This is a genomic window from Neorhizobium sp. USDA 3394 (assembly GCF_056280385.1).
In genome coordinates, this window is record NZ_JBWCDU010000001.1 from 2,306,759 (window position 1) to 2,327,438 (window position 20,680).

General features: G+C 63.4%; 15 protein-coding genes. 2 read left to right on the plus strand and 13 right to left on the minus strand.

The window, feature by feature from the left end; genetic code table 11:
• Positions 1–9 precede the first annotated feature (9 nt).
• The 12 genes from ACZ9EJ_RS11110 to ACZ9EJ_RS11165 all read right to left on the minus strand — a co-directional run bounded on the left by ACZ9EJ_RS11110 (position 10) and on the right by ACZ9EJ_RS11165 (position 15,019).
• Entirely contained in the window at positions 10–606 is a 597-nt protein-coding gene (locus ACZ9EJ_RS11110) for an LbetaH domain-containing protein (protein ID WP_046640491.1), read from the minus strand.
• On the minus strand, positions 593–1,768 hold the full coding sequence (locus ACZ9EJ_RS11115; protein WP_046640490.1) for a glycosyltransferase: 1,176 nt from the start codon (positions 1,766–1,768) through the stop codon (positions 593–595). Before ACZ9EJ_RS11115 ends, ACZ9EJ_RS11110 begins: the two co-directional genes overlap by 14 nt.
• Entirely contained in the window at positions 1,765–2,871 is a 1,107-nt protein-coding gene (locus tag ACZ9EJ_RS11120) for a glycosyltransferase family 4 protein (protein WP_046640489.1), read from the minus strand. The genes ACZ9EJ_RS11115 and ACZ9EJ_RS11120 overlap by 4 nt, the downstream gene beginning before the upstream one ends.
• Positions 2,868–3,905, minus strand: coding sequence for a CgeB family protein (locus ACZ9EJ_RS11125; RefSeq protein ID WP_046640488.1), 1,038 nt, complete (start codon positions 3,903–3,905; stop codon positions 2,868–2,870). Before ACZ9EJ_RS11125 ends, ACZ9EJ_RS11120 begins: the two co-directional genes overlap by 4 nt.
• Positions 3,902–5,518: a hypothetical protein gene (locus tag ACZ9EJ_RS11130; protein ID WP_046640487.1), complete on the minus strand. Its 1,617-nt coding sequence runs from the start codon at positions 5,516–5,518 to the stop codon at positions 3,902–3,904. The genes ACZ9EJ_RS11125 and ACZ9EJ_RS11130 overlap by 4 nt, the downstream gene beginning before the upstream one ends.
• Positions 5,515–6,459: a polysaccharide biosynthesis protein gene (locus ACZ9EJ_RS11135; protein WP_476099089.1), complete on the minus strand. Its 945-nt coding sequence runs from the start codon at positions 6,457–6,459 to the stop codon at positions 5,515–5,517. Before ACZ9EJ_RS11135 ends, ACZ9EJ_RS11130 begins: the two co-directional genes overlap by 4 nt.
• Positions 6,460–7,072: 613 nt before the next feature.
• On the minus strand, positions 7,073–7,975 hold the full coding sequence (locus tag ACZ9EJ_RS11140; protein ID WP_046640485.1) for a hypothetical protein: 903 nt from the start codon (positions 7,973–7,975) through the stop codon (positions 7,073–7,075).
• Positions 7,972–9,279 carry a WcaI family glycosyltransferase gene (locus ACZ9EJ_RS11145; protein ID WP_046640484.1) on the minus strand — a complete coding sequence of 436 codons (1,308 nt, stop codon included), beginning with the start codon at positions 9,277–9,279 and terminating at the stop codon, positions 7,972–7,974. The genes ACZ9EJ_RS11140 and ACZ9EJ_RS11145 overlap by 4 nt, the downstream gene beginning before the upstream one ends.
• Positions 9,279–10,250 (minus strand): GDP-L-fucose synthase, encoded by a 972-nt coding sequence (gene fcl / locus ACZ9EJ_RS11150; protein ID WP_046640483.1) that lies wholly within the window; start codon positions 10,248–10,250, stop codon positions 9,279–9,281. Before fcl ends, ACZ9EJ_RS11145 begins: the two co-directional genes overlap by 1 nt.
• The gene (gene gmd, locus ACZ9EJ_RS11155) at positions 10,243–11,349 is read right to left on the minus strand and encodes a GDP-mannose 4,6-dehydratase (protein ID WP_370649721.1); all 1,107 of its coding nucleotides are present in this window, start codon (positions 11,347–11,349) and stop codon (positions 10,243–10,245) included. Before gmd ends, fcl begins: the two co-directional genes overlap by 8 nt.
• A gap of 184 nt (positions 11,350–11,533) precedes the next feature.
• On the minus strand, positions 11,534–13,810 hold the full coding sequence (locus ACZ9EJ_RS11160) for a polysaccharide biosynthesis tyrosine autokinase (RefSeq protein ID WP_251091100.1): 2,277 nt from the start codon (positions 13,808–13,810) through the stop codon (positions 11,534–11,536).
• A gap of 138 nt (positions 13,811–13,948) precedes the next feature.
• The gene (locus ACZ9EJ_RS11165; RefSeq protein ID WP_251091097.1) at positions 13,949–15,019 is read right to left on the minus strand and encodes a polysaccharide biosynthesis/export family protein; all 1,071 of its coding nucleotides are present in this window, start codon (positions 15,017–15,019) and stop codon (positions 13,949–13,951) included.
• Positions 15,020–15,467: 448 nt separating this feature from the next.
• Here ACZ9EJ_RS11165 and ACZ9EJ_RS11170 point away from each other — a divergent pair, with 448 nt between their 5' ends.
• Together ACZ9EJ_RS11170 and ACZ9EJ_RS11175 are read left to right on the plus strand one after the other, a co-directional pair.
• Entirely contained in the window at positions 15,468–16,253 is a 786-nt protein-coding gene (locus tag ACZ9EJ_RS11170; RefSeq protein WP_046640481.1) for a metallophosphoesterase, read from the plus strand.
• Between the two features lie 127 nt (positions 16,254–16,380).
• The gene (locus ACZ9EJ_RS11175) at positions 16,381–17,229 is read left to right on the plus strand and encodes a DUF6030 family protein (RefSeq protein WP_251091096.1); all 849 of its coding nucleotides are present in this window, start codon (positions 16,381–16,383) and stop codon (positions 17,227–17,229) included.
• Here the strand turns inward: ACZ9EJ_RS11175 and ACZ9EJ_RS11180 are convergent.
• Positions 17,226–20,678 carry a YhaN family protein gene (locus ACZ9EJ_RS11180; protein WP_046640479.1) on the minus strand — a complete coding sequence of 1,151 codons (3,453 nt, stop codon included), beginning with the start codon at positions 20,676–20,678 and terminating at the stop codon, positions 17,226–17,228. The genes ACZ9EJ_RS11175 and ACZ9EJ_RS11180 overlap by 4 nt on opposite strands.
• Between the last annotated feature and the right edge of the window lie 2 nt (positions 20,679–20,680).

Consider the following 20,680-nt stretch of genomic DNA (forward strand, 5'->3'; position numbering starts at 1 on the left):
TTGTCCCAGTCAGGAGTTCAACCGCACCGGAAAGATGCCGGGCTTGTCCTGCTCGAAGCGCCGCCGCAATTTCCGGGCCGGGTTGCCGGCGTAGATCGTCCACGGATCGAGGTTGCGGAAGGTGACGGCGCGGGCGCCGAGCACGGCCCCCTCCCCGACAGTGACACCCGGCCCGACAAAGGCTTCCGCCGCGATCCAGGCATTCGCGCCGACGGCGATGGGTCTCGTAACCAGCTGGAAATCCGCATCGTCGACATCATGCGTGCCGGTGCAGAGATGGGCTCCCTGGGAGACGATTGCGTGAGTGCCAAGCTCGATGCGATCCATACAGTAACAGTTCACGCCCCTTCCGAGACAGGAATAGGCGGCCATGGCGAGGTTCGGCGGATACCAGACCTCGACGCGGGGATAGATCCGCGCCGTCCGGTCAATCCGGGCGCCGAAGCGACGCAGCAGGAACCGGCGCCATGCAAACAGCGGCACCGGCGTCCAGCGGCCGAAAAGGCTCCAGACGAGGTTCCACGCGAGCCGGAACAACCGATGTCTCAGCGGGAAGCTCGGGGCTCCCGCCCGCGGATTGTACGTCTTCGCGTCAAGCGGCTTCATGAAGGCCTCGTGCGGAGATGGAGTGCAGGATGGTGATAAGATCGCGCGCCGCCGCCTCGATGCGGAAATGCCGTTCGAAGCCCGCGCGGGCATGGGCGCGCATGGCGCTTTTGCCGTCCCCGGAGAGCGAGAGCCATGACCGGAGCAGGTTTTCGATGCCCTCCGACGTGTCGGGCCCGACCATGCCGCCGCCGCAAGCTTGCACTTCACGCCAGATATTGACCTTGTCGGTCAAAAGCACCGGCGTTGCGCAGACCATGGCTTCGGCGACGACGATCCCGAAATTCTCCTGGTGCGACGGCAGGACGAAGGCCTCGGCGGCCCGGAAGGCACCCCACTTCGCATCACCTGCCACCATGCCCGGCCAATGAATGCGATCGGCGATGCCGGCCCTGGCGGCTTGGGCAATCAGTTTCGATTTCAGCCCGGACGGATCCGGCCCCGCCATCACCAGGTCGAGATCGGGATCGGACGCGGCGATCCTCGCGAAGGCTTCGATGAGGAGGGCGCAGCCTTTCTTTGCGTGGAAACGGCCGAGGAACAGCAGGAACCGCTTGGCCTTCAACTCCGGCAGAAGCCGGTGGAATCCGGCAAGCTGGCTCTCCACCCCTGCCGGCGGATCGGCCGTGCCGAAGGCGACGACGCGCTCCGCGTAACTGTAGCCCCGGAAGACGCCGCGCGCCAGGCGGCGCTCTTCTTCGCAGGTAAAGAGGACTGCCGCTGCATCCCGGAGAACCCTGCCCTGCCAGGCAAGCCAGAACGCCTGTTTGGCGATGTGCTTGAGCGGGTGGGTTTCGCGGAACCATGGATCCATCATGCCGTGCGTGAAGACGACATAAGGCCGGCCGGCGCGCCTCAGGGCCGACCAGCCGCCGACGGAGGCATGGTTCCAGAGGCCATGGATGACCGCGGCGTCGAAACGATCGACGTTGGCGGCGAGCCAGCGTCCCAGTTCCGGCGTGTATCCATACTTCCGCGTCCATCGCCCGCAGGCATGAACGGGAAAGGGAAACTCTTTCACATAGGGCGCCGAGGGCTTGTCCAGCGTCACGACTTCCACCGCATGCCCCAGACGCGCCATTTGCAGTCCAGTCAGCCGCAGCGCCTCGATCGGGCCTCCGGTTTCGGGATCGGCGCTGGCGATCATGTTAAGAATTCTCATGGCAGCTCCGCGATGATTTTTTCGAGATTTCCTTTGAAGTTTCTCATGAGATAGCGGGAGCGGACCTTTTCGGTCCCCGCCCTTCCCATTGCCGCTGCAATGTCCGGATGGGCGAGAAGCATCACCATTTTCGCGGCCAGCATTTCGATATCCCCGGGGTCCACGGCAAACCCGTCGACTCCATCGGTAATGATCTCCGCCGCGGCATCCTGCGTGCCGCAGATCACCGGCAAGCCGTGCAGCCAGGCCTCCAGGAAAACGATGCCAAACCCCTCCTTGGAGGAGGGCATCGCGAACAGGCAGGCCTCGGCATAGGCCTCGGCCAGTCTCGCATCCGATACTCGGCCCAGGAACTCGACCCTCTCTTCGACCGCAAGTTCATGGGCCAACGACGCCAGTTCCGATCTGAGCGGCCCATCGCCGACGATCCGGAGGATACATTCCACGTTGCGGCGCTTGAGAAGAGCCATCGCCTTGATCAGGGCGTCGATATTCTTGCCGCGGTCATGCCGATCCAGCCGGGCGACCGTCAGGATGTTCCGGCCGCTCGATTCGGGCTGCCGGTCGATATCGTCGACGGCATTCGGAAAAAGCCTGAACGTCTCGGCGGGAACCTTGAACGCCTTCTGCATCCGGCTTGCCGTGAAGGTGCTGACGGAGGCGATCCGGCTGAGGGCTCTTGCCATAAGCGGCTCATAAAACCGCATTCGGCGATGCCCCGGATCGTTCCAGACCTCGTCGCCATGGACGAACAGCACGAGTTTTATTCTCGGAGCGACCAGCTTGCAGATGAGCCCGACGGGCAGGAGGTTGATATGCCCGAGGAACAGGATTTCGCAGTTGAGGGCTGCGACAGCCGAGAGAACGATGAAATCCAGTCGCCGGGGGCCAAAGGTGCGGATTGCAGCCGATGTGGTTTCAGGAATGTCGGCCTTGCCATCGCGCATGATGTTTATGACCGGCCGCTTCCAGCCCTTTTCGCCCGAGATCTCCGCCAGGGCAACGATAACCCGCTGGTTGAAGCGCTGGATGCCGCCCGTCCGGCCGTAAGTGTCGAGAGCCAGAAACAGAATGCCGGCATTCTGCGCCTCCGTCGTCCTCATCGCCCGCCGCCTCGCGTTATCTCAGCGACCCGCTCGACGATCCGCCGGGTCAGGGCCTCGTTGTAAGTCCCGTTCGCGAACGTGCGCCGGTGACCGGCATCGGCGATCGTCTGGCGCCTGCCGTCATCCGCCAGCAGGCGTTTGCAAGCCTCCGCGCATTCATCCGCTCCGTCGAAAAGGACCGCCTCCTCACCCTCCTTGTAAAGCTGTTGATGATGCGGCGTGCGGGGCGCGCAGATGGCGGTGCCGATGGCGGGAATTTCGGCGGAGCGGGTCGTATGAAGGTCGGCATTTCGGCCGTTCAGCAGAACCAGAGCGATTTTCGCGCCGGAAATTGCGCGTGTGTAGTCCGCCGCTTCAAGGTGATCGGAGCGGATGAGCGGGCGGAGCAGCCGGTATTCCGTTGCTCTTTTCCAGCGGGCCCCATGGATCGCGAGCGGCAGGCCCTTTTCGATCAGCCGCGCCAGGAAGGCGCCACGTCCGGGCATCCACGTGCCGACGAAAACGACCTCGGAGGACCATCGGCTTTTCTCCTCCGGTGTCAGTGATGGAGGGCGATGCACCACCTCGTCCGCGCACTGCCAGATCGTGTCGATCCGTCTTGCGCCTCTCCTCGCCATCATCTCCTCGATGCCGTCGCGGCGCATGGCGACGACCAGATCGTAGTACGGGAGGGCGCGGTGAAAAATGGTCCAGCGGAGGCGCTCCGGGGACGGGTCCAGATAGGGATTGTCGGCGTTATAGTTGACGACGACTGGCGCCGCATTCCGGATAATCTTCAGGGCGGCCGGTCCGACCACGTCGCCGCAATCCACCACGGCGAAATCGAAGCGCTGCCCGCCGATCCTCCGGCCGAGCCCGTTTGCCACGAGACGGTCGATGCCGGGGCCGCCGGCCCTGTTCAGCCATGGCGCCCAATGGGTTGGCAGCTGAGCATAAGGCGACAGGTGGAGAACTTCCAGGCCGATACGCCCGAATGCCGCTGCCCGCTGCAGGCTGGTTCCCGATTCCGCACCGATATAGAGGAGCCTCATCTCAGCTTCACGCCCCTCGTCAGCCAGAACATCAGGACGTAGAGCAGCACCGTCTGCGGCAGCGCCCGGACAAGGTTGCCTACCTGGACCGCGACGGATTCGTCCATGAGGCCGTTCATGAAGAAGCGGACGATGCAGATGCAGGCCAGAGCTGAAAGCAGCACATGTCCATCCCGCATCCGGATCGCGAGCGCGTCGCCGACAATGAAAGTGGCGAGGGCGAAGATGGCGAACACAACCAGATAAAACGAGCCGAGAACGACGAAGCCATCGGCGATCGACGAGCCGGTGCGATACCCGCCCAGCTCATCGCCGGTGACGAGGAAGTTGTAATAATCGCCGGACGAAAAGGCGTTGCCGGATTTTTCGAGTTCGGGCGCGAAGAAATTCAGGACCGGCGTCGGAAGCAGCAATAGCAGCTGGTTGACAGCGTTTTCGCGGGCCAGCCCCTCACCGGTCTGCGACAGCGAAAGCCCGAGAGCGATGTTGTGGTCGATGTATTTGGTGGCGACGAAGCGCGCCAGCAGCGGATTGTCGATGTAGATTTCGTTATAGCTGCCCTCGGCCAGTATCCGATCCATCTCCTGCCGGGATTGCAGCGCCTCCCGATCGAAATACGTGTCGATGGTCGAGAGGACGAGGTCCTGCGACGAGAGGTCGGAACGATCGTCACGGGCAATGACCATGGCGGTCGCGAGATCCGAAAGGATGCCCGCCGGGATGGGGCTGATCACGACGGTAACCGCGAGCCAGATCCCGCGCCGCCTCGTCAGGATGAAGCGTCCTATCACAACTGCCAAGGCGAGACAGATCAGCACGGTCAGGACGTTGACCGCGAACACGCCGCGGCTGTTGCGCGCCAGCGCGATATAGAGCGTCAGGGCGCAGTAGGCGCTTAGCGCCAGCCAGTTGACCGAGCGCTTGCCGCCCGGCGGATCGATGAGGTAGCCAGCGATCGGGATCAGGAAGGGCGCGACGGAAAATTGAGACAGGCCGGCGAGCAGTTTGAAGGCGATATCGCCGAAATTGTCCTCGCCCCAGCGGTCGGCATGCACGTACCAGGAGGCAAACGACCCGAGCAACCCCATCCACCACAATTGCCGGTTTGTGGGCGAACGATAGAGGCCGAGCGGCGCAAAGATCCTTTGGCGGATGGTACCCGTCGCGGCCTGCATTAGCCGCGACTGCGCATAGAACCAATGCAGCGCCACCGCCCATATCTGCAGAAGAGCCAGAACGGAAAACGTCGCTACCGGCGCCTCGAGATTGAAGGTGATCGGCTTCCAGGCGAATGTCTGGACCATGAGGGCAGCCAGGCTCGAATGGATCTGAAAACCGAGCACCACCAGCGTCGAGATCGTATGACGCTCGATGCGACTCGGTTTGGTGCAGTAGGAAAATACCAGAATCCCGGTCAATCCGGCTGAAACGGCACCGAACATGTTGGCCAACTCAAGCGATATGGCCAGCTGGATTGCCGTGCAGAGCAGGATCGCAATCGCCACGCCCCAGCGGGCCTGGGTAACGTAACGGGAATTGCGGCGACGTTGCCCTTGTACGGAACCACGGCCGAATGCCACATCGCCGCTCGCCAGACCTCCGCTCCCGATCATGGCCGATCCCCCGTGAGAACAGCCCGCCTGCGGGACAGGTTTGGAAGACGCCTTTGAAGGATCAACTGCATGTTGGCTGGCAGGGACCGATAGGCCATCCACGCAGCCAGCAGCGAGCCGATCATCGCCGGGATGGACGACCAGCCGGCCGATTGAGGCCAGATCGCCATGGCGAGCAGCCCGACGATCACCGCGAGGCCGCCGCAAGCGGATGCGGCGAAGGCGGGGATGATTGGCAGGGGCAACCGCAGTTTTCGGAGCAAGGCCCAGGCGGCTCCGGCATAAATCAGGAAACTGGCGATCTCTGCCGCCAGAAGCGAGAAGCCGGCGCCCGACAACCCCCATGAGGTCAACGTTAGGTAACAACCGATCGCCGCAATCAGCAGAGACATGCCGTTCGCGACGATCTGCGGCAGCAGGATATTGTTTCCCCGGACGATCGAAGCCAGCGGCTGGGCCAAACCGTAGACGATGATGCAGGCGCAGAGCGAGCCGAACAGCAACGGGTCCAGGTGGAAGCTGCCACGGGTCCACCAGAGGAAAAGGCCAGGCGCCGCCCATTGGAACAAAAGGCAGGCGGGGCCGATGACGACCAGCACGAAAACCCAGCTGCAAGTGACCGCGGCTTCCGCCGCACCGGCCTCCCCCTCCCTCAGATAACGCAAAAGCTCGGGCTCGAGCGGACCTGCAAGCGCATTGATGCCCTGCGTCGCGAGATTGGACAGCGTCCGGGTCGCGGTGAACGCACCGAGAAGACCAACGCCGGCGAGCGGTGCTATGAGCAGCCGGATGCCCTGCTGGTTGCCGATTGCGAGCAGTTCGCGGAACGACAGGAACAGGCTCCTCGCGAGGTTGGAGCAGCTCCTGCGCAGATCCGGGACGGCGAAGCCGATTTTCCTCACGCCGCCAGAGACAAAAGCAGTCGAGATGAATGACGACATTGACGGCCACATTGGCAACCGACGAGGCGATGACTGCGTCGAGGACGTCACCGCCTGACATGACCGTCGCGAGGGCCGCGAGGTTGACGCATACGAGCAGCGTAAAGCGCCACCACGCCATCCTTGCATAATAGCCGAACGGGATGAGCGCCCGCCCGAGGATGCCGCCAACGGAGCTGGTGACGAGCCAGGCGAGCGCATAGACGGTCATCGCACCTGAAAGGTCGCCCATCAGCTCCGCTGGAACGAAATCTCCGAACAACGCGTCAGCCCATCGCAAGGCCGGAACAGCCGCCCAGAAGCACAGGAGCATCGTTCCGAGCAGAATGGCGGCCGGGATGGCCGAGGCGAAGTCGCGCCTTACGGCGTCCCTGGTGCCGAGGCGTTGGAATTCATAACCAAGGTAGTTCTGGTGGCCGAGGTCGAACACGACGGAGAGGGAATAGAGCGTCTGCACCAGCACCCAGAGCCCGAATTGCTGCGCAGACCACCAGCCGAGCATGATCGGCACGCTGATCGCCTGGATCAGGATATTGGCGGCAATGAACGCCCCATTGGCGATCGAGCCCGAGATTAGCCGTACTGACACACTCATCGAAAACGCGACCTACGGCTACACGGTTGACCTTCTCAATAATTTTCGCGCGACGATGCGGACATCCGTCGCACGGTCGGCAAGCATGTTTTCCAGGAAATCGACAAAACCGAGCGGTGCGGTTTCCTGGCTCGGGTTCATGAAGGAAGAGGCGAAGGCGGGTTGCCTGCCGGGAAAGCGAACCGCCTTTGGCCAGAACAGCGGCGTCACCGGATGGAGGTAGGAATGGGCGGGTGTCCATCCGAGCCATTTCAGGCGGAACCATTTTTGCGCATTCACCTGATGCGCATGTCCCCAGCTGGTGATCTTTTCCCACATCTCGGCATCGCTCATGACGTAGCCGTAGTGGTAGCAGGGTGCATCGATAAGGGTGGTCGCAGCCGGACTGGTCTTCCGGGCCGTATCGAAGCGGACGCCGATTCTGCAGCGGATCGCGAACCCCGCATTGACGTCCCTGATCGAGCCATCGCCGCTGGTCAGCACCAGCTCGGGCGTTTTCCAGAAATTATGCCATGGTGTCAGGATGCGGTCATACCTGCGGTCCGCCGCCATGAATTCAAGCAGGCTTTCCCAGCCGCTATCCAGATAGAACTCGTCGGCGTCCTGGATCACCAGCCAGCCGTAACCTTCGCGGATCGCCCGGTCGAGGCAGTCGTTGCGGCTGTCCTCCTCGGTCTCGAAGTCGCTGCAGATCACCTCGATCTCGCAACTCACGCCTTTCGCGCGGGCGAAGGCGATGGCCCCGTCCACCTTTTCCCTGGTCGTGGGATTTTTCCTCGCGGCGCGCGAGCCGGGCAGATAGGCCCATGGACGCTCCGGAAGGACGATAAAGATCTTGTCGACGAAACGGCCACAATTCTCGACAACGTGCGGCAGAAAACGATCGACGTTGTAGGCGAGGATGTGACCGGCGACCTTCATGGCTCACCGCTGTCGATGAGCTGCCGTATGGCGATGATGGCCGGCCGTTTCGACAGGCTCTGCACGAGAGCCTCCTGGGCATGCGGCCGCCACTGGTCCCGCTCGGACATCGCCCGGACGATGTTGGCCGCCAGCTTCTCCGGATCGTTCGGCGGGGTCAGATAGACCGCGTCCTCGACGAATTGGGCCAGTTCCGTTCCCGCGTCGGCGGTGACGAGGACGGGCCTTCCGGAGGCAAGCATGCCGCCGAGTTTGGACGGCAGCGTCAGGTCGGCGGCATTCCTGTCCTGCGGCAGCACGTGCAGATCCGGCATGTTGAGAAACGCGTTCAGCCGGGAATAGGGTTGGAAGGCCAGGAAACGGACATTCTCAAGATGGCCGTAACAGGCTTCGAGTTCCCGCTTCAGCGGTCCCTCGCCGGAGATCACGAAATGGATGCGCCCCTCGCCCTTGAGACGCTCTGCGGCATCGAGCAGTACGTTCAGTCCCTGCTTGGCGCCGATACTGCCCGAATAGAGAACGACGAAGTCGTCGCGGCTAAAGCCGAGTTCCGCACGATAGGGGCTGACGTCTTCCATGGGGTGGATATGCGCAAGATCCACCCAGTTGCGGACGACGGACAGTCTTGCGTTCGGAACGCCTTTCCCGACGAGGCTTTCCGCCATGCGGTTGGAAATGGTGACCAGCCGATCGAACCTGGCAAGCACGCCGCGCTCGAAAACCTGGCCAAGCCTCCTCAGCCAGGTCTTGGAACTCAGATGCCCGACGGCGAATGCCGCATCCACTTCCAGGTCGTGAACATGCAGCACGGTCCGCGCGCCGACCAATTTGGCTGCAAGCTGGGCTGCGGGAGCCGCAAGCAGCGTCGGCTCGACGCAGAAGACAGTGACCGGGCGGCGACGCAGGATCTGCCAGAAGACCAAGGGCGCCGAGGTAAGCGCAAAGGAGAGCGGCGCCAGCAGCCGCCAGATGCCGCCCATCTTCCGCCGCAACATCAACGGCGCTCGCAACACCGAGATACGGCCCTCGATCGCCGATGAATAGCGGTTCCGATATCCGGGCTGGACCGCCCAGCCGGGATAATGCGGCGGTGTCGTCACTACCGTGACGTCCATGCCTTCGGCTGCAAGATATTCGGCGATCTCGCCAGTATATTTGCCGACGCCCGCCGTTTCGGGCGCGTAGTTCATCGCATAAACGACCACGCTTTTGCGCGGTGTTGTGGCAGCTGCCGTAACCAGCCCCGGTGCGGCGTCGAACGTTTGTTCGCATTCGTCGCTGAGGGGCTGGGCGGCTGCTGTCATCAGGCGGCATCTCCGCGTTTGCGCTCAAGATACTCGCCCTTGAGGAAGGCCTGGTAGGCATCGGTTATGCCTTGCTCCAGCCCGATCCTCGGCGACCAGCCAAGCGCCCGCAGCTTGGCCGCGCTCATCAGCTTGCGCGGCGTGCCGTCGGGTTTGGTGAGATCATGAGAGATATCTCCCTGGAAACCGACGACCTTGGACACTAGTCTGGCGAGTTCGAGGATGGTTACGTCCTCGCCGGATCCGACATTGACATGGGTCTCGGCCGAATAGGTCTTCATCAGATGGACGCAGGCGTCGGCGCAGTCGTCGACATGCAGGAATTCGCGGCGCGGGGTGCCGGTGCCCCATACGGTGATGTCCGGAAGGTGGCCGGTCTTCGCCTCATGCGCCTTGCGGATCAGTGCCGGCATGACATGGCTGGATTTCAGGTCGAAATTGTCGCCGGGGCCGTAAAGGTTGGTGGGCATGGCCGAGATGAAGTCATGGCCGTGCTGCTTGCGATAGGCCTGGCAGAGCTTGATGCCGGCGATCTTGGCGATCGCATACCATTCGTTGGTCGGTTCCAGCGAGCCGGTCAAAAGCGACTCCTCGACGATCGGCTGGTCGGCAAATTTCGGATAGATGCAGGACGAGCCGAGGAACATCAGCTTTTCGACGCCGACCTTGTGGGCGGCCTCGATGATGTTCGCCTCGAGAATGAGGTTGTCGTAGAGAAAATCGGCCGGATAGGTGTCGTTGGCAAGGATGCCGCCCACCTTGGCGGCCGCCAGGAACACCGCGTCCGGGCGGTTCTTCTCCATCCAGGCCTCGACTTCCGCCTGGCGCGTCAGATCGGCATCACCGCGCGCCGCCGTCAGGATCTCGCAGCCTTCCGAGGCCAGACGGCGGACGATCGCCGAGCCGACCATGCCGCGATGTCCCGCGACATAGACCTTCTTCCCCGCAAGGCTGTAGATCGTCTCAGGCATGGGAGAGGCCCTTGTTGCCGCCCGAGGTCGGTACGTTGCGCGCCATCACCTTCAGGTCCTCCCGGACCATTTCGGCGATCAGCTGATCGAGGTTGGTCTCGTGCTTCCAGCCGAGCTTACGGTGCGCCTTGGTGGGGTCGCCGATCAGCAGGTCGACTTCCGTCGGGCGAAAATAGCGCGGATCGATCGCCACGACGCATTCGCCGGATGTCGTGTCGTAGCCCTTCTCCTCGACGCCCTCGCCGCGCCACTCGATCGGCATGCCGACCTTGGCGAAGGACTTTTCGACGAAGGAGCGCACCGTATGGGTCTCGCCGGTTGCCAGAACGTAGTCGTCCGGCTCGTCCTGCTGCGTCATCAGCCACATGCCGCGCACATATTCGCGGGCATGGCCCCAGTCGCGCTTGGCGTCGAGATTGCCGAGAAAGAGGCGTTCCTGCAGGCCGAGATGGATGGCGGCGGCCGCGCGGGTGATCTTGCGGGTGACGAAGGTCTCGCCGCGGATCGGGCTCTCGTGGTTGAACAGGATGCCGTTCGAGGCATGCAGGCCGTAGGCCTCGCGGTAGTTGACGACGATCCAATAGGCGTAGAGCTTGGCAACCGCATAGGGCGAACGCGGATAGAAGGGCGTCGTTTCGCTCTGCGGCACTTCCTGGACCTTGCCGTAGAGTTCCGAGGTCGAGGCCTGGTAGAAGCGGGTCTTCTTGGAAAGGCCGAGGAGCCTGATCGCCTCGAGCAGGCGCAGCGTGCCGGTGCCGTCCGCATTGGCGGTATATTCCGGCGTCTCGAAGGAGACCTGCACGTGGCTCTGGGCGGCAAGGTTGTAGATTTCGTCCGGCTGGGCTTCCTGCACGACGCGGATGAGGTTGGTGGAATCCGTCATGTCGCCGAAATGCAGGATGAAACGCGGGTCTGCCACATGCGGATCTTCGTAGAGATGCTCGATGCGGTTGGTGTTGAAGGAGGAAGAGCGCCGCTTGATGCCGTGGACGGTATAGCCCTTCGCCAGCAGCAGTTCCGCAAGGTAAGCGCCGTCCTGGCCCGTTACCCCGGTGATCAATGCTACCTTGCCGTTGCTCTTCACATTTCCAGTCATCATATCCCCCTAACGGAACCCGTCAGTCTTTAAGTGAAACGTGCACGTCGATGCGCGCAATGTGCCAGTCGCAAGCACTGGGAACACCATTGTGATGTCCCCCGGAATGCGGCGAATCCGAGACATACAGTGATTCGTAGCATCCCGGGCTTATGCCAAACATTGCAGTGAAACGCTTCAGAAAAGATCATCGGCCGTCGTCAGGCTTCTCCCTTGCCGTTTTCATCCTGCTTGCGGCGCCGGTGGAAACCGGCATCGGGTCAGGATGCGCTTCATGATAATAGTGCGTGTAACGCGATGCATAATAGTCCGAGGAACCATATCCCTCATAAAGCTTCATCCTGGCGGCATCGACCTTGTTGAGGATCACGCCGAGGCAACGGCCGGCGATCTGAGGCTCGGCATCCAACGTTTCCTTGACGGCTTTTCGGGATGTCTCGCCCCATTCGACGACCATGATGAAGCCGTCGACACGCGGGGCGATGGCCCTCGCATCGACGACGGGCCCAAGCGGCGGCAGGTCGAGGACGATATAATCGAAGTCGCCGGCCATCTGCGCCAACAGCCTGGCCATGGCGGCCGATGCCAGCAGTTCCGACGAATGAGGTATCCGCCGTTTGACGACCGCAGGCAGGAACCTCAAGCCGGTCTCCCGGTCGATCAACATCGTGGAAGCCGGCGTGTGGCCTTCCAGCAGCACTTCGATCAGCCCCTCTTGCGCATGCTGGCCCAGCGCCCTGGTGGCACCCGGATTGCGCAGATCCGCATCGATCAGCAACGTCCTCGCGCTTCCGGCCAGGGCCCGGGCGAAATTCATGGCGATCGTCGATTTACCCTCGCCAGGCAGCATCGAAACGATGCCGATGACCTTGTGCGGCCTGTCGATATGGACGTCCGCTGCGATCCGGGCGCTGCGCAACGTTTCGGCAAAGGCGGAAGACGGATGCGCGGTCGCAAAGGCCGATAGCCCATTCTTCCTGCAGACCTCTCCCTTCACGGGCTCCGCCGGGGGGCTTCCGCCCGGCTGCGGTTCCACCAGCGGGACCGACCCGAGGTATTCGAGGCCGAGAACATGCCTCAGCTGTTCGCCGGTGCGGAAAAACCGGTCCCGGAACTCGCGGAATGCCCCGACCGCTCCGCCGACGCCGCAGCCGAGTGCGAGGCAAAGCGCAAGCACCAGCGACAGCCGCGGTTCGCTGGCGCCCGTCGGCGGCACGGCTCGGGAAATGATCCGTGCTTCCGTGACGGGAAATGACTGCTGCTGCACGGCCTCCTGATATCGCTGCAGGAAACTCTGGTAGAGGTTCCGGTAGGTTTCGGCCGCCCGTTCGAGCTCCCGCAACTGCACCTGCGTCTCCCCTGCGGTGACGCTGACGTCGGTGGCGTTGCGTACCCCTTGGGTAATCTGGCGCTCGCGCGATCGGGCGACTTCCAGTTCGCTCTGGTAGCTCCTGGCGATCCGCCTGATCTCGTCGAACGTCAACCGGTCATATTCCGCCATCTCCTGGCGAAGGCGGGCCGCCTGAACATGGTCCGGCCCAAGCCGCCTCGATATCTCTGCCTCCCGCTTCGACGACTCCAGGTATTTTTCGCGCAGCGAGCTGATGACCGAACTGTCCAGCGCGTCGGTGACGATCGCGTCCCTCTCGCCGCTCGCGATGATCGCTTCGATCCGCTCGGAACGTGCCCGGGCCCTGGCCGTATCGGCACGCGCCACGATGAGGGCGCTGTTCATTTCGGTAAGCTGCTGGTCGGAGACGAGCTTGTCGTTGGCGACAACGAGGCCGTTGGCGGCGCGAAATCTCTGGACTGCCAAATCGGACTCCAGCGAGCGCTGCCGCAGTTCCTCGATGCGCTCCAGCAGCCAGTTGCCGGCCCGCCTTGTGGCATCGTATTTAGCGTCGAGCTTGTCGGTCAGGTAGGCATCCGCGATCGCGCCGGCGACGGCTGCGGCAAGCCCCGGCGATGTGGCCGTGAACGCGATTTCCAGGACATGGGAACGCCCGACGCGCGAAACTTTCATATTGTCGAGAAGCCGCACCAGCGCCTGGCGGCGTTGCGCCTCGCTCTCATCGGGGCGCAACGGGCCATCGCCTCGCAGCCATTGCCGAACATCGAGCATCGACCGTATTTCGGATGCGGCGGCGAGCAACGGATTTCGGCCTCCGCCCATGAATTCCGGATCATCCTGCAGTTTCAGTCTGTCGACTGCCGACAGGCCTATCGTCTCCGAGCGCAGCAGTTCGACCTGGCTGAGGACCGACGCCTCGTCGTCCATGACCCCACCGATCGTCGACAATTGCTCGACCACCTGCCGGTTGCCGCGGTCGATCAGCACGCTGGTCCTGGCGGTATATCGAGGCACGGCAGTGAGGAGGAACCCGATACCGAGCGCCAGAAACACCGCGACGCAGAGGCCGACCACCCGACACTGCCGCCGAACGATGGCGATCAGGCCATCCATGTCCAGTTCCGGAGCGTCCTCGTCGCGAGGCTCCTGCCGGTGGCGGGTGAGAAAAACGGCCCGCTGGTTCATGACATCACCCGACCGGTGTGCACGGAGGGCCAGACCGATCCGGAGCGGCCGCAGGCGGCCGGAATGTCAGTCGCGCCACGCATCATGACTACTCGCGATATCCCGGGTGGAAGCGGTGACCGAATTGAGGACGGTAAGGAATTTTGCAAGCTCGACCGCATCGGCCGTCGATACATAGATCACGTCCTTGTCCTGCATGGGAAATTGCTGGACGGCGAAGAACGCGGCCGGATCGCCCAGATTGGCGCGGAAGATCACCGGCACATCTCTGGCTCTGAACCGGCTGACGTCGAGGCCGATATTGCGCAGGAAATCACGCTCCACGAGGCGGTAGAGCAGGACCGATTGCGGCTCGGCCTTGTCATCGAGCAGTCCGCCGGCCTTCGCCAAGGCCTCCCCGAGCGACAGATTGGCATCGTCGAAATCAAAACGTCCGCTTTCACCGGTCAGGCCGAAGGCCAAGAAGGTCCGGCGGTTGCGATCGACGAAGATCGTATCGCCCGGCTGTACATAGATATTCTCCCGCGGATGCTCGCTCAGCGTCCGATAGGCAACGGTGACGCTGCGGCCGCGGCGCTGCAGGGTGACGGTCGCCTCTTCCTTGGGGACACTCAAACCGCCGGCTTCGGAGATCACGTCGATGATGCGGTCGCCGGCGGGGCTGAGTTCGATCTTCTTCGCCTGCTTGACGTCGCCAAGCACCGACGCCCCCATCGAACGGCTCGTCACCGTCGAGATGACGACCTGGGGCTCGATGGCACGGTTGGCCAGCCGCTCGGCAATATCGAGCTGCACGGCATCGACCGGACGGCCGGCGGCCTTCACCTTGTTCGCGTATGGGACGCTCAATGTGCCGTCACGACCGATCGTCTGGTTCGGAAGGGTGATGTAATTGCCGGGGCGGGCGCCGGCATCGGCGGGAATGAACAGGCCGCCGCTCTGCGCTTCGAAGACGGAGACCTGAACGACATCGCCAACACCGAGGGTGAGCGGCGGCGGACCGCTGCTGCCAGAGCCGAAATCGGCGCTCAAGCCGGGCCCTGCCGATTTCGGCAGATGGGCCAGGACTGCCTTGTTGATGTCGATTAGCGCGTAGTCGATCCCGGCCTTGTTGCCGACGGCGGAAAAAGCCTTCACGGTTGCATTGGCTTCAACGGCGTGCGGGTCCGGGCCGGACCTCGGAAGTCCCATGCAGCCGGACAAAAACGCAATAGTAGCAAGCGTTAAAACAGCACCCAAGGACCTAAACATACGCCCCGCCATACAACCCAAAGTATGGTATCGGTTTAGCCGATGAGGGGACCCGGTGATTCTAAGGGGTAAACCGGGGGCGAATCGAAAATCCGCATGCTGTGGCAAATCAACAACATACTTGGTTAATCATTTGCTATCCACAGAATACAAGCCCTTCGCCGCCAACGCTGTCGAACGGCCTTGTCCGCCTGTGGAATTGTCCCCACAGATGCGGCGGCGATTACGATAACGGTTTCCAAAAGTCCGGCGCTTCGGACGTTGTTAACACTCCTTGGGGCATCCACTTCTCATTGGCGGCGGGATCGTACATATCAGGCGGATGGCGGTAAGCATGCGAAAGTTGACGGACTGGTTTTGGGGACGCCGGCCGGCAAGACCGATCCGGCCTCGCCGCCGCCGGATCGATCTCGGTCAGACCCCGCCCCCCTATCCGATTTATGCGATCGGCGATGTGCATGGCTGCCTCGACCTGCTTCGGGATGCGGAGGCGCGTATCGCTCACGATATGGAAGAGAACCGACGTCCCGGCATGGTCATCCTGCTCGGCGACTATGTCGATCGGGGGCCGGCTTCGAGCCATGTCCTGGAACATCTGATCAGGCCGAGCGAGTACGGATTGAGGCGGATAGCGCTCTGCGGCAATCATGACGATATCTTCATGAGGTTCGTGGACGATCCGGAACGTTATTCCGAATGGCTGGGAATGGGCGGCGAACAGACGCTGCTGTCCTACGGCATGGACCCATACCAGTTCGGTGCCCGCGGCAGGAAGCGCGGCTCCAAGTTCGGCGATCTACTGATGGAGGCCGTGCCGGTGCCGCACAGGAAATTCCTCGCCAATCTCCCGGCCAGCCTGACGATCGGCAAGCTCGTCTTCGTCCATGCGGGCCTGAGGCCGGGGATCCCGCTCAAACAGCAGACCGAGGAAGACATGCTCTGGATCCGCGAGGCGTTTCTTGCCACCGGGCCGCAGCTGCCGCTTCTCGTCATCCACGGCCATACGCCGCAACCGGAACCGGATTTCGGACCCGGCCGGATCGGCATCGATACGGGCGCCTATTTCTCCGGCAGGCTGACCGTCCTCAAGATCGACGGCGGACGCTTCTCGTTCCTTTGAACGACAGGGATATGGGCGAGCCGACGCCGATGCTACCAGAACAGCGGCGGCTTGATCGTCGGGCCGAAGAAGCGTGTTATGTCGGCGGCGGGACAGACGCCGGGCATCCTCGATCGAAAGCGGAGCCATGCCGGAGGAGGGTAAGGCAGACAGACAGACACCAGCCGATCGCCGCCGCAGGCAGCGTTCGGCGGGGTTGGTTTTCGGCTTTCTCCTTGCGGTCGTCCTAGCCGCCCTCGCGGCAACCGTGCTCGCAGTCAACGACGGCCGGAACTATAAGCGTCTGGTCCGGCAACTCGCGCTGGAGGAGTACCTTCTTCCCACGCCGGCGGCGCCGCAATTGCGGGTCGGCAGGCACAAATCGCGGCCGCCGGAGAGACACTACCCGCCCTGGCTTCTCAAGGCGGGCCTGGAGCGGATGGCGGTGTTCGAGAAGACCGAGGCGCTTTCGGCCGCGGAGCGCTGCGACCTGCTGCGGGACGACAGAGGCACGGCACCGACCTTCAGCCGTTCGGGTGAAGATTGGGAATGCCTGTTCTTCAAGGAGTTCGGGAATGAGCCTGAACCAGCCGCCCTCTTCATCCAGGCGCGCGGCACGGAGCCCGACATCATGAGCAGCTTCCGCATCAAGGTCAGCCTGACGGATCTGACCACGGAGCTTGCGGTACTCAGCGAAGCGATCGGGGCCACCGAGCGTTTCGGCCTGCCGATGACGCCGGAAACGAGAACCTATCTGATCGAGAAACTGGCGGGACGCACCGAGTTCAGCTCGATCGTCGAAAACTACCGGATGACGTTCAGCCGTGAGATCAGCGACGCGCGGCGCTACAATCTGCTGATCCTGCCGCGTCGCCAGGCGGCTGGATGCGGTGAACACCCATCGCCCCCGCCGGACAGATGGACGGCGCCGGTCTATCGCATGCCGATCGGTTGCCTGGCGCTGCGCAGCCCGTCTCAGCCGCAATCCGCCTCTTAAACCCGCTCCAACTGGACGAGGTCCAGCCCGTCCCCCAGCTCGCGGCGCGCCGTCTCGACCAGGCTCATCTGGTGGGTGAAGAGCACCGTCTGGAATTTTTCGCCCGCCGCCGCGAGCGTCCGGATGCCGGCCGCGGTCCGTTCGTCGTCGAAGGTCTGGAATATGTCGTCGAGGATCAGCGGCGCCGGTTCGTTGCGGCTGCAATAGTCTTCCAGGAAGGCGAGCCGCAGCGCCAGATAGAGCTGATCGCCTGTGCCTTCGCTCAAGCCGTCAAGCCTCACCTGCTCGCCGGTTTGCCGTTCGACCGCAAGCTGCAGTTCGTCACGCTCGTCATAAACCTGGACGAGGCGCGAGAAACGGCCGCCGGTCAAATCGGCGAAGACCTTCCCTGCCCGCTGCATGACCGGATCGGCCTGGCGTTCGCGATAGGCTTCCATCGAGCTCGCCAGAAGGCCGGCGGCGAGCTTCAGAACCACCCAACGCCGCGCCAGTTCCTTGGCTTCCTGTTCAGCAGCGAGCTTCTGGAAGACGGCGCGTTCGGCACCGATGCCTGTTTCCAGCTCGCGGCGGCGGCGCTCGCTATCGGCCTGGGCAATGCCGAGTATCTTCATGCGTTCGACCTGCCGGGCATCCTCGGCATCCAGCCGCTCGATTTCCAGGCCGGCGGCGATCCTGTCGAAACCGACAAGCGCGGCGCGTGCCTCGTCCTCGGTCGCACCGTCCGCCTGTTCGGCAAAGCGGCTGCGGCATTGCGCGAGGCTCGTTTCCAACCGATTGCGTTCGCGAAGATCACGGAGAAGGCCATCGGCCTCCTCGATATCCTTGGATGCGGCAGCGGCAAACCCGCGCAGGTCCGCCACAAGTCTTTCCGCGTCGGCGGCGTGCCGGGCCACCGCGAGCTCGGCGCGCTCCAGCGCTGTCGTAAGCGTCGCCCGCTGGTTTGCGGCGGTCCTTGCATCTGTTGCGCGGTCATTCAGCATGCCTGCCGCGACATCGGCAGGCAGCGAGACCAGATCCGGCGCCACTGCGGCGGCGAGCGCCTTCACCTCCGCTTCGAAATCCTCCATGTCCCGCGCCATGCCCTTGACGCGGCGGTCCCGGTTTTCGCGTTCGGAGAGAAGATCGGGAACGGTGCGCCAGACATCAAGCGCCGCAAGAGCCATGTCGACCGTCGCGTCTTCCGAAAGACCCGCCAGGACTGCGGCATTGGAGAAGGTCGAGCGCCAGCGTTCGATATCCCGGCGCAGACCGGTCTCGCGTTCCTCCAGCTTTTCCAGCGCCTCCTCGGCGGAATGGCGTTTGCCTTCCAGCGAACGGCTTTCGGTCCAGCGCTCGGTCAGTTCCCCGATCCGGCGTTCCAGCCCACGGGCGAGTGCCAGCGGCGGCAGTGCGGACGCGGCGAGACCGATGGCATCGGCCAGCACCAGCAAGGCAGGCTTGAGTTTTTCCTCCCTGAGACGCAGCGCCTCCAACTCGTCGCGCGCCTCGTTCAGTGCCCCCGACAGCAGGGAAAGCCCGTCGACGGCACGGCGCCATTCGATCATCCGCTCCGGTGTGGACGGCGCAACCGGGGCTGCGTGGAAAAGGTCCTCGAATTCGGTGACCGCATCGGCGGCTGCAATGCCGCTTTCCTTGGCAGTGATCTCGGCAGCGCCGAGAGCCTGTTGCAGTTCCCGCTGCCGCAGGGTGAGTTGGGCATGGCGCGAGACACGTTCGGCATCGGCGAGCGCCGTATCAGCCAACCGGTCCGCATCCTCCACGGCGATCTTCAGTTCGTCGAGTTTGTCGGCAGACGGCTTTGCGCCGAACGCCTCGATCTTCTCATCGCGGCCGGCTCGGACGGCTGCGATATCCGCGCGGGAGACAATCCGCCCCTGCCCTTCCAGCGCCGCAAGCTGGCCGGTGATCGCCGTGACTTCGTCGCGGATGCCGGCGAGTTTTTGGGCCGCCTGGGCGCTCTCCGCCTTGGCCGCTTCGATCAGCCGGCGGTGATGGGTAAGCGTCGCGATATCCGGCAGCGGCACCGAGAGAAGGCGGGCGATATCCTTGACCGGCGGATCGAGGCGCGCGGCGGCGGCGGCAAGATCGCTTTCGGCACGGGCGACGCGCACCTGCAGGGTCTCGATGCCGGAGATTTCGTTGATATCGGGGCGTAGTGCGGCGAGCTGTTCCGCCCACGGTTTCGGATCGATCAGGCGGCCGTCAGGACCATGGTCTCCGAGCCGCCGCAGGGCATCCTGCGCGTCTTCGATCTGCTGGCGGAGCTGCTTCAGGCTCCGGTCAAACTCGCTGCCCTCCTCGACCAGCTTGCGGAGGCGCACGAGATCGGCATCGGCCGGCTGGGCGCGCTGAAGCTCCTCGAATTTGCCAAAACCAAGCCGGCGGGCGGCCTGCCCGATACGTTGGTCAAAATCGTCCACCTCGCCGCGCACCCGGGCGATATCTTCCCGAGCCTTCAGATAGGCGCCCTTTTCCGCATGGGCGGCCAGTATCCTGGGCGCCGCGGCGATCAGTGCCTCGTCGACATGCACGGCGCTGATCTCGTCGCGCAGACGCGATACCTCGACCTCCGCCGCCTTGAGCGCTTCCGCGTTCTTGTGCTCCGCCTCCAGAGCCGCGGACAGGCGCTCCTCGAAGCCGGCCGGCAGCAGAGCCAGCGCCTCGTATTGCGTCAGCAATTGCCGCTCGCGGTCGATCTCCCGCAGCACCGGTTCCAGCCGCTGCAGTTTCCGCAAACGATCGAGGGCGCGTTTCGTTTCCTGCCGTTCGACCTGCACCGCGGCGAGGTCCGCGTCGAGCTCTGCCTGTTCGCCAAGCAGTTTTTTCCAGTCGCCGGATTTCAGCTCGTTGTCGCGCTCGGCCTTGCGCGCCTCGTCGTGGCTGTCGATGACCTGATAGAACAAGCGGTCCTTGGAGCGGCGAGGCGCATAGATGCCGTCGGCTTCCGCATCGAGCGACTTGCGCAGGTCCGAGAGCCCGGTCAGGCCGGAGGCTGCGGAAAACAGCAGGCTGCCGATCTCGCCGCCGCTTTTCAGCATCGTCTCGCCGCCGGCCCGCAGCGATGCGGAATCGAGGCCGAAGGCGCGTTCGAACACGTCGCGGGAAAGGGTCCCCAGGAACGGCGCCAGGGCATCCTCGGCTATGGCCTCTTCTGCCTCGCTGGTGGCGAGCAGCGTGTTCTTGCGGCCGCGTCGGCGGCGGAATTCGAGCATCTGGCCGTCGCGCGCGGTGATCGCGGCACCGACGCGAAGCGCGGTCGGGTCATGCAGGAAGCTGTATTCGGCGGCACTCGGGAAGCCGAACAGGAGGTCTGAGATTGCCGACAGCGCCGAAGATTTTCCGGCCTCGTTCGGGCCATAGATCACATGCAATCTGGCGTCCGGGCGGAAGGTGAGCATCCGGTCCGTCAGGGCGCCGTAGCGCAGAATGTCGAGGCGGTTGAAACGCATGG

Excerpts from the sequence above, each read along its gene's own strand:
- ACZ9EJ_RS11110 (WP_046640491.1), bottom strand. The coding sequence starts at position 606 with ATGAAGCCGCTTGACGCGAAGACGTACAATCCGCGGGCGGGAGCCCCG.
- ACZ9EJ_RS11115 (WP_046640490.1), bottom strand. The coding sequence starts at position 1,768 with ATGAGAATTCTTAACATGATCGCCAGCGCCGATCCCGAAACCGGAGGC.
- ACZ9EJ_RS11120 (WP_046640489.1), bottom strand. The coding sequence starts at position 2,871 with ATGAGGACGACGGAGGCGCAGAATGCCGGCATTCTGTTTCTGGCTCTC.
- ACZ9EJ_RS11125 (WP_046640488.1), bottom strand. The coding sequence starts at position 3,905 with ATGAGGCTCCTCTATATCGGTGCGGAATCGGGAACCAGCCTGCAGCGG.
- ACZ9EJ_RS11130 (WP_046640487.1), bottom strand. The coding sequence starts at position 5,518 with ATGATCGGGAGCGGAGGTCTGGCGAGCGGCGATGTGGCATTCGGCCGT.
- ACZ9EJ_RS11135 (WP_476099089.1), bottom strand. The coding sequence starts at position 6,459 with ATGTCGTCATTCATCTCGACTGCTTTTGTCTCTGGCGGCGTGAGGAAA.
- ACZ9EJ_RS11140 (WP_046640485.1), bottom strand. The coding sequence starts at position 7,975 with ATGAAGGTCGCCGGTCACATCCTCGCCTACAACGTCGATCGTTTTCTG.
- ACZ9EJ_RS11145 (WP_046640484.1), bottom strand. The coding sequence starts at position 9,279 with ATGACAGCAGCCGCCCAGCCCCTCAGCGACGAATGCGAACAAACGTTC.
- fcl (WP_046640483.1), bottom strand. The coding sequence starts at position 10,250 with ATGCCTGAGACGATCTACAGCCTTGCGGGGAAGAAGGTCTATGTCGCG.
- gmd (WP_370649721.1), bottom strand. The coding sequence starts at position 11,349 with ATGATGACTGGAAATGTGAAGAGCAACGGCAAGGTAGCATTGATCACC.
- ACZ9EJ_RS11160 (WP_251091100.1), bottom strand. The coding sequence starts at position 13,810 with ATGGATGGCCTGATCGCCATCGTTCGGCGGCAGTGTCGGGTGGTCGGC.
- ACZ9EJ_RS11170 (WP_046640481.1), top strand. The coding sequence starts at position 15,468 with ATGCGAAAGTTGACGGACTGGTTTTGGGGACGCCGGCCGGCAAGACCG.
- ACZ9EJ_RS11175 (WP_251091096.1), top strand. The coding sequence starts at position 16,381 with ATGCCGGAGGAGGGTAAGGCAGACAGACAGACACCAGCCGATCGCCGC.
- ACZ9EJ_RS11180 (WP_046640479.1), bottom strand. The coding sequence starts at position 20,678 with ATGCGTTTCAACCGCCTCGACATTCTGCGCTACGGCGCCCTGACGGAC.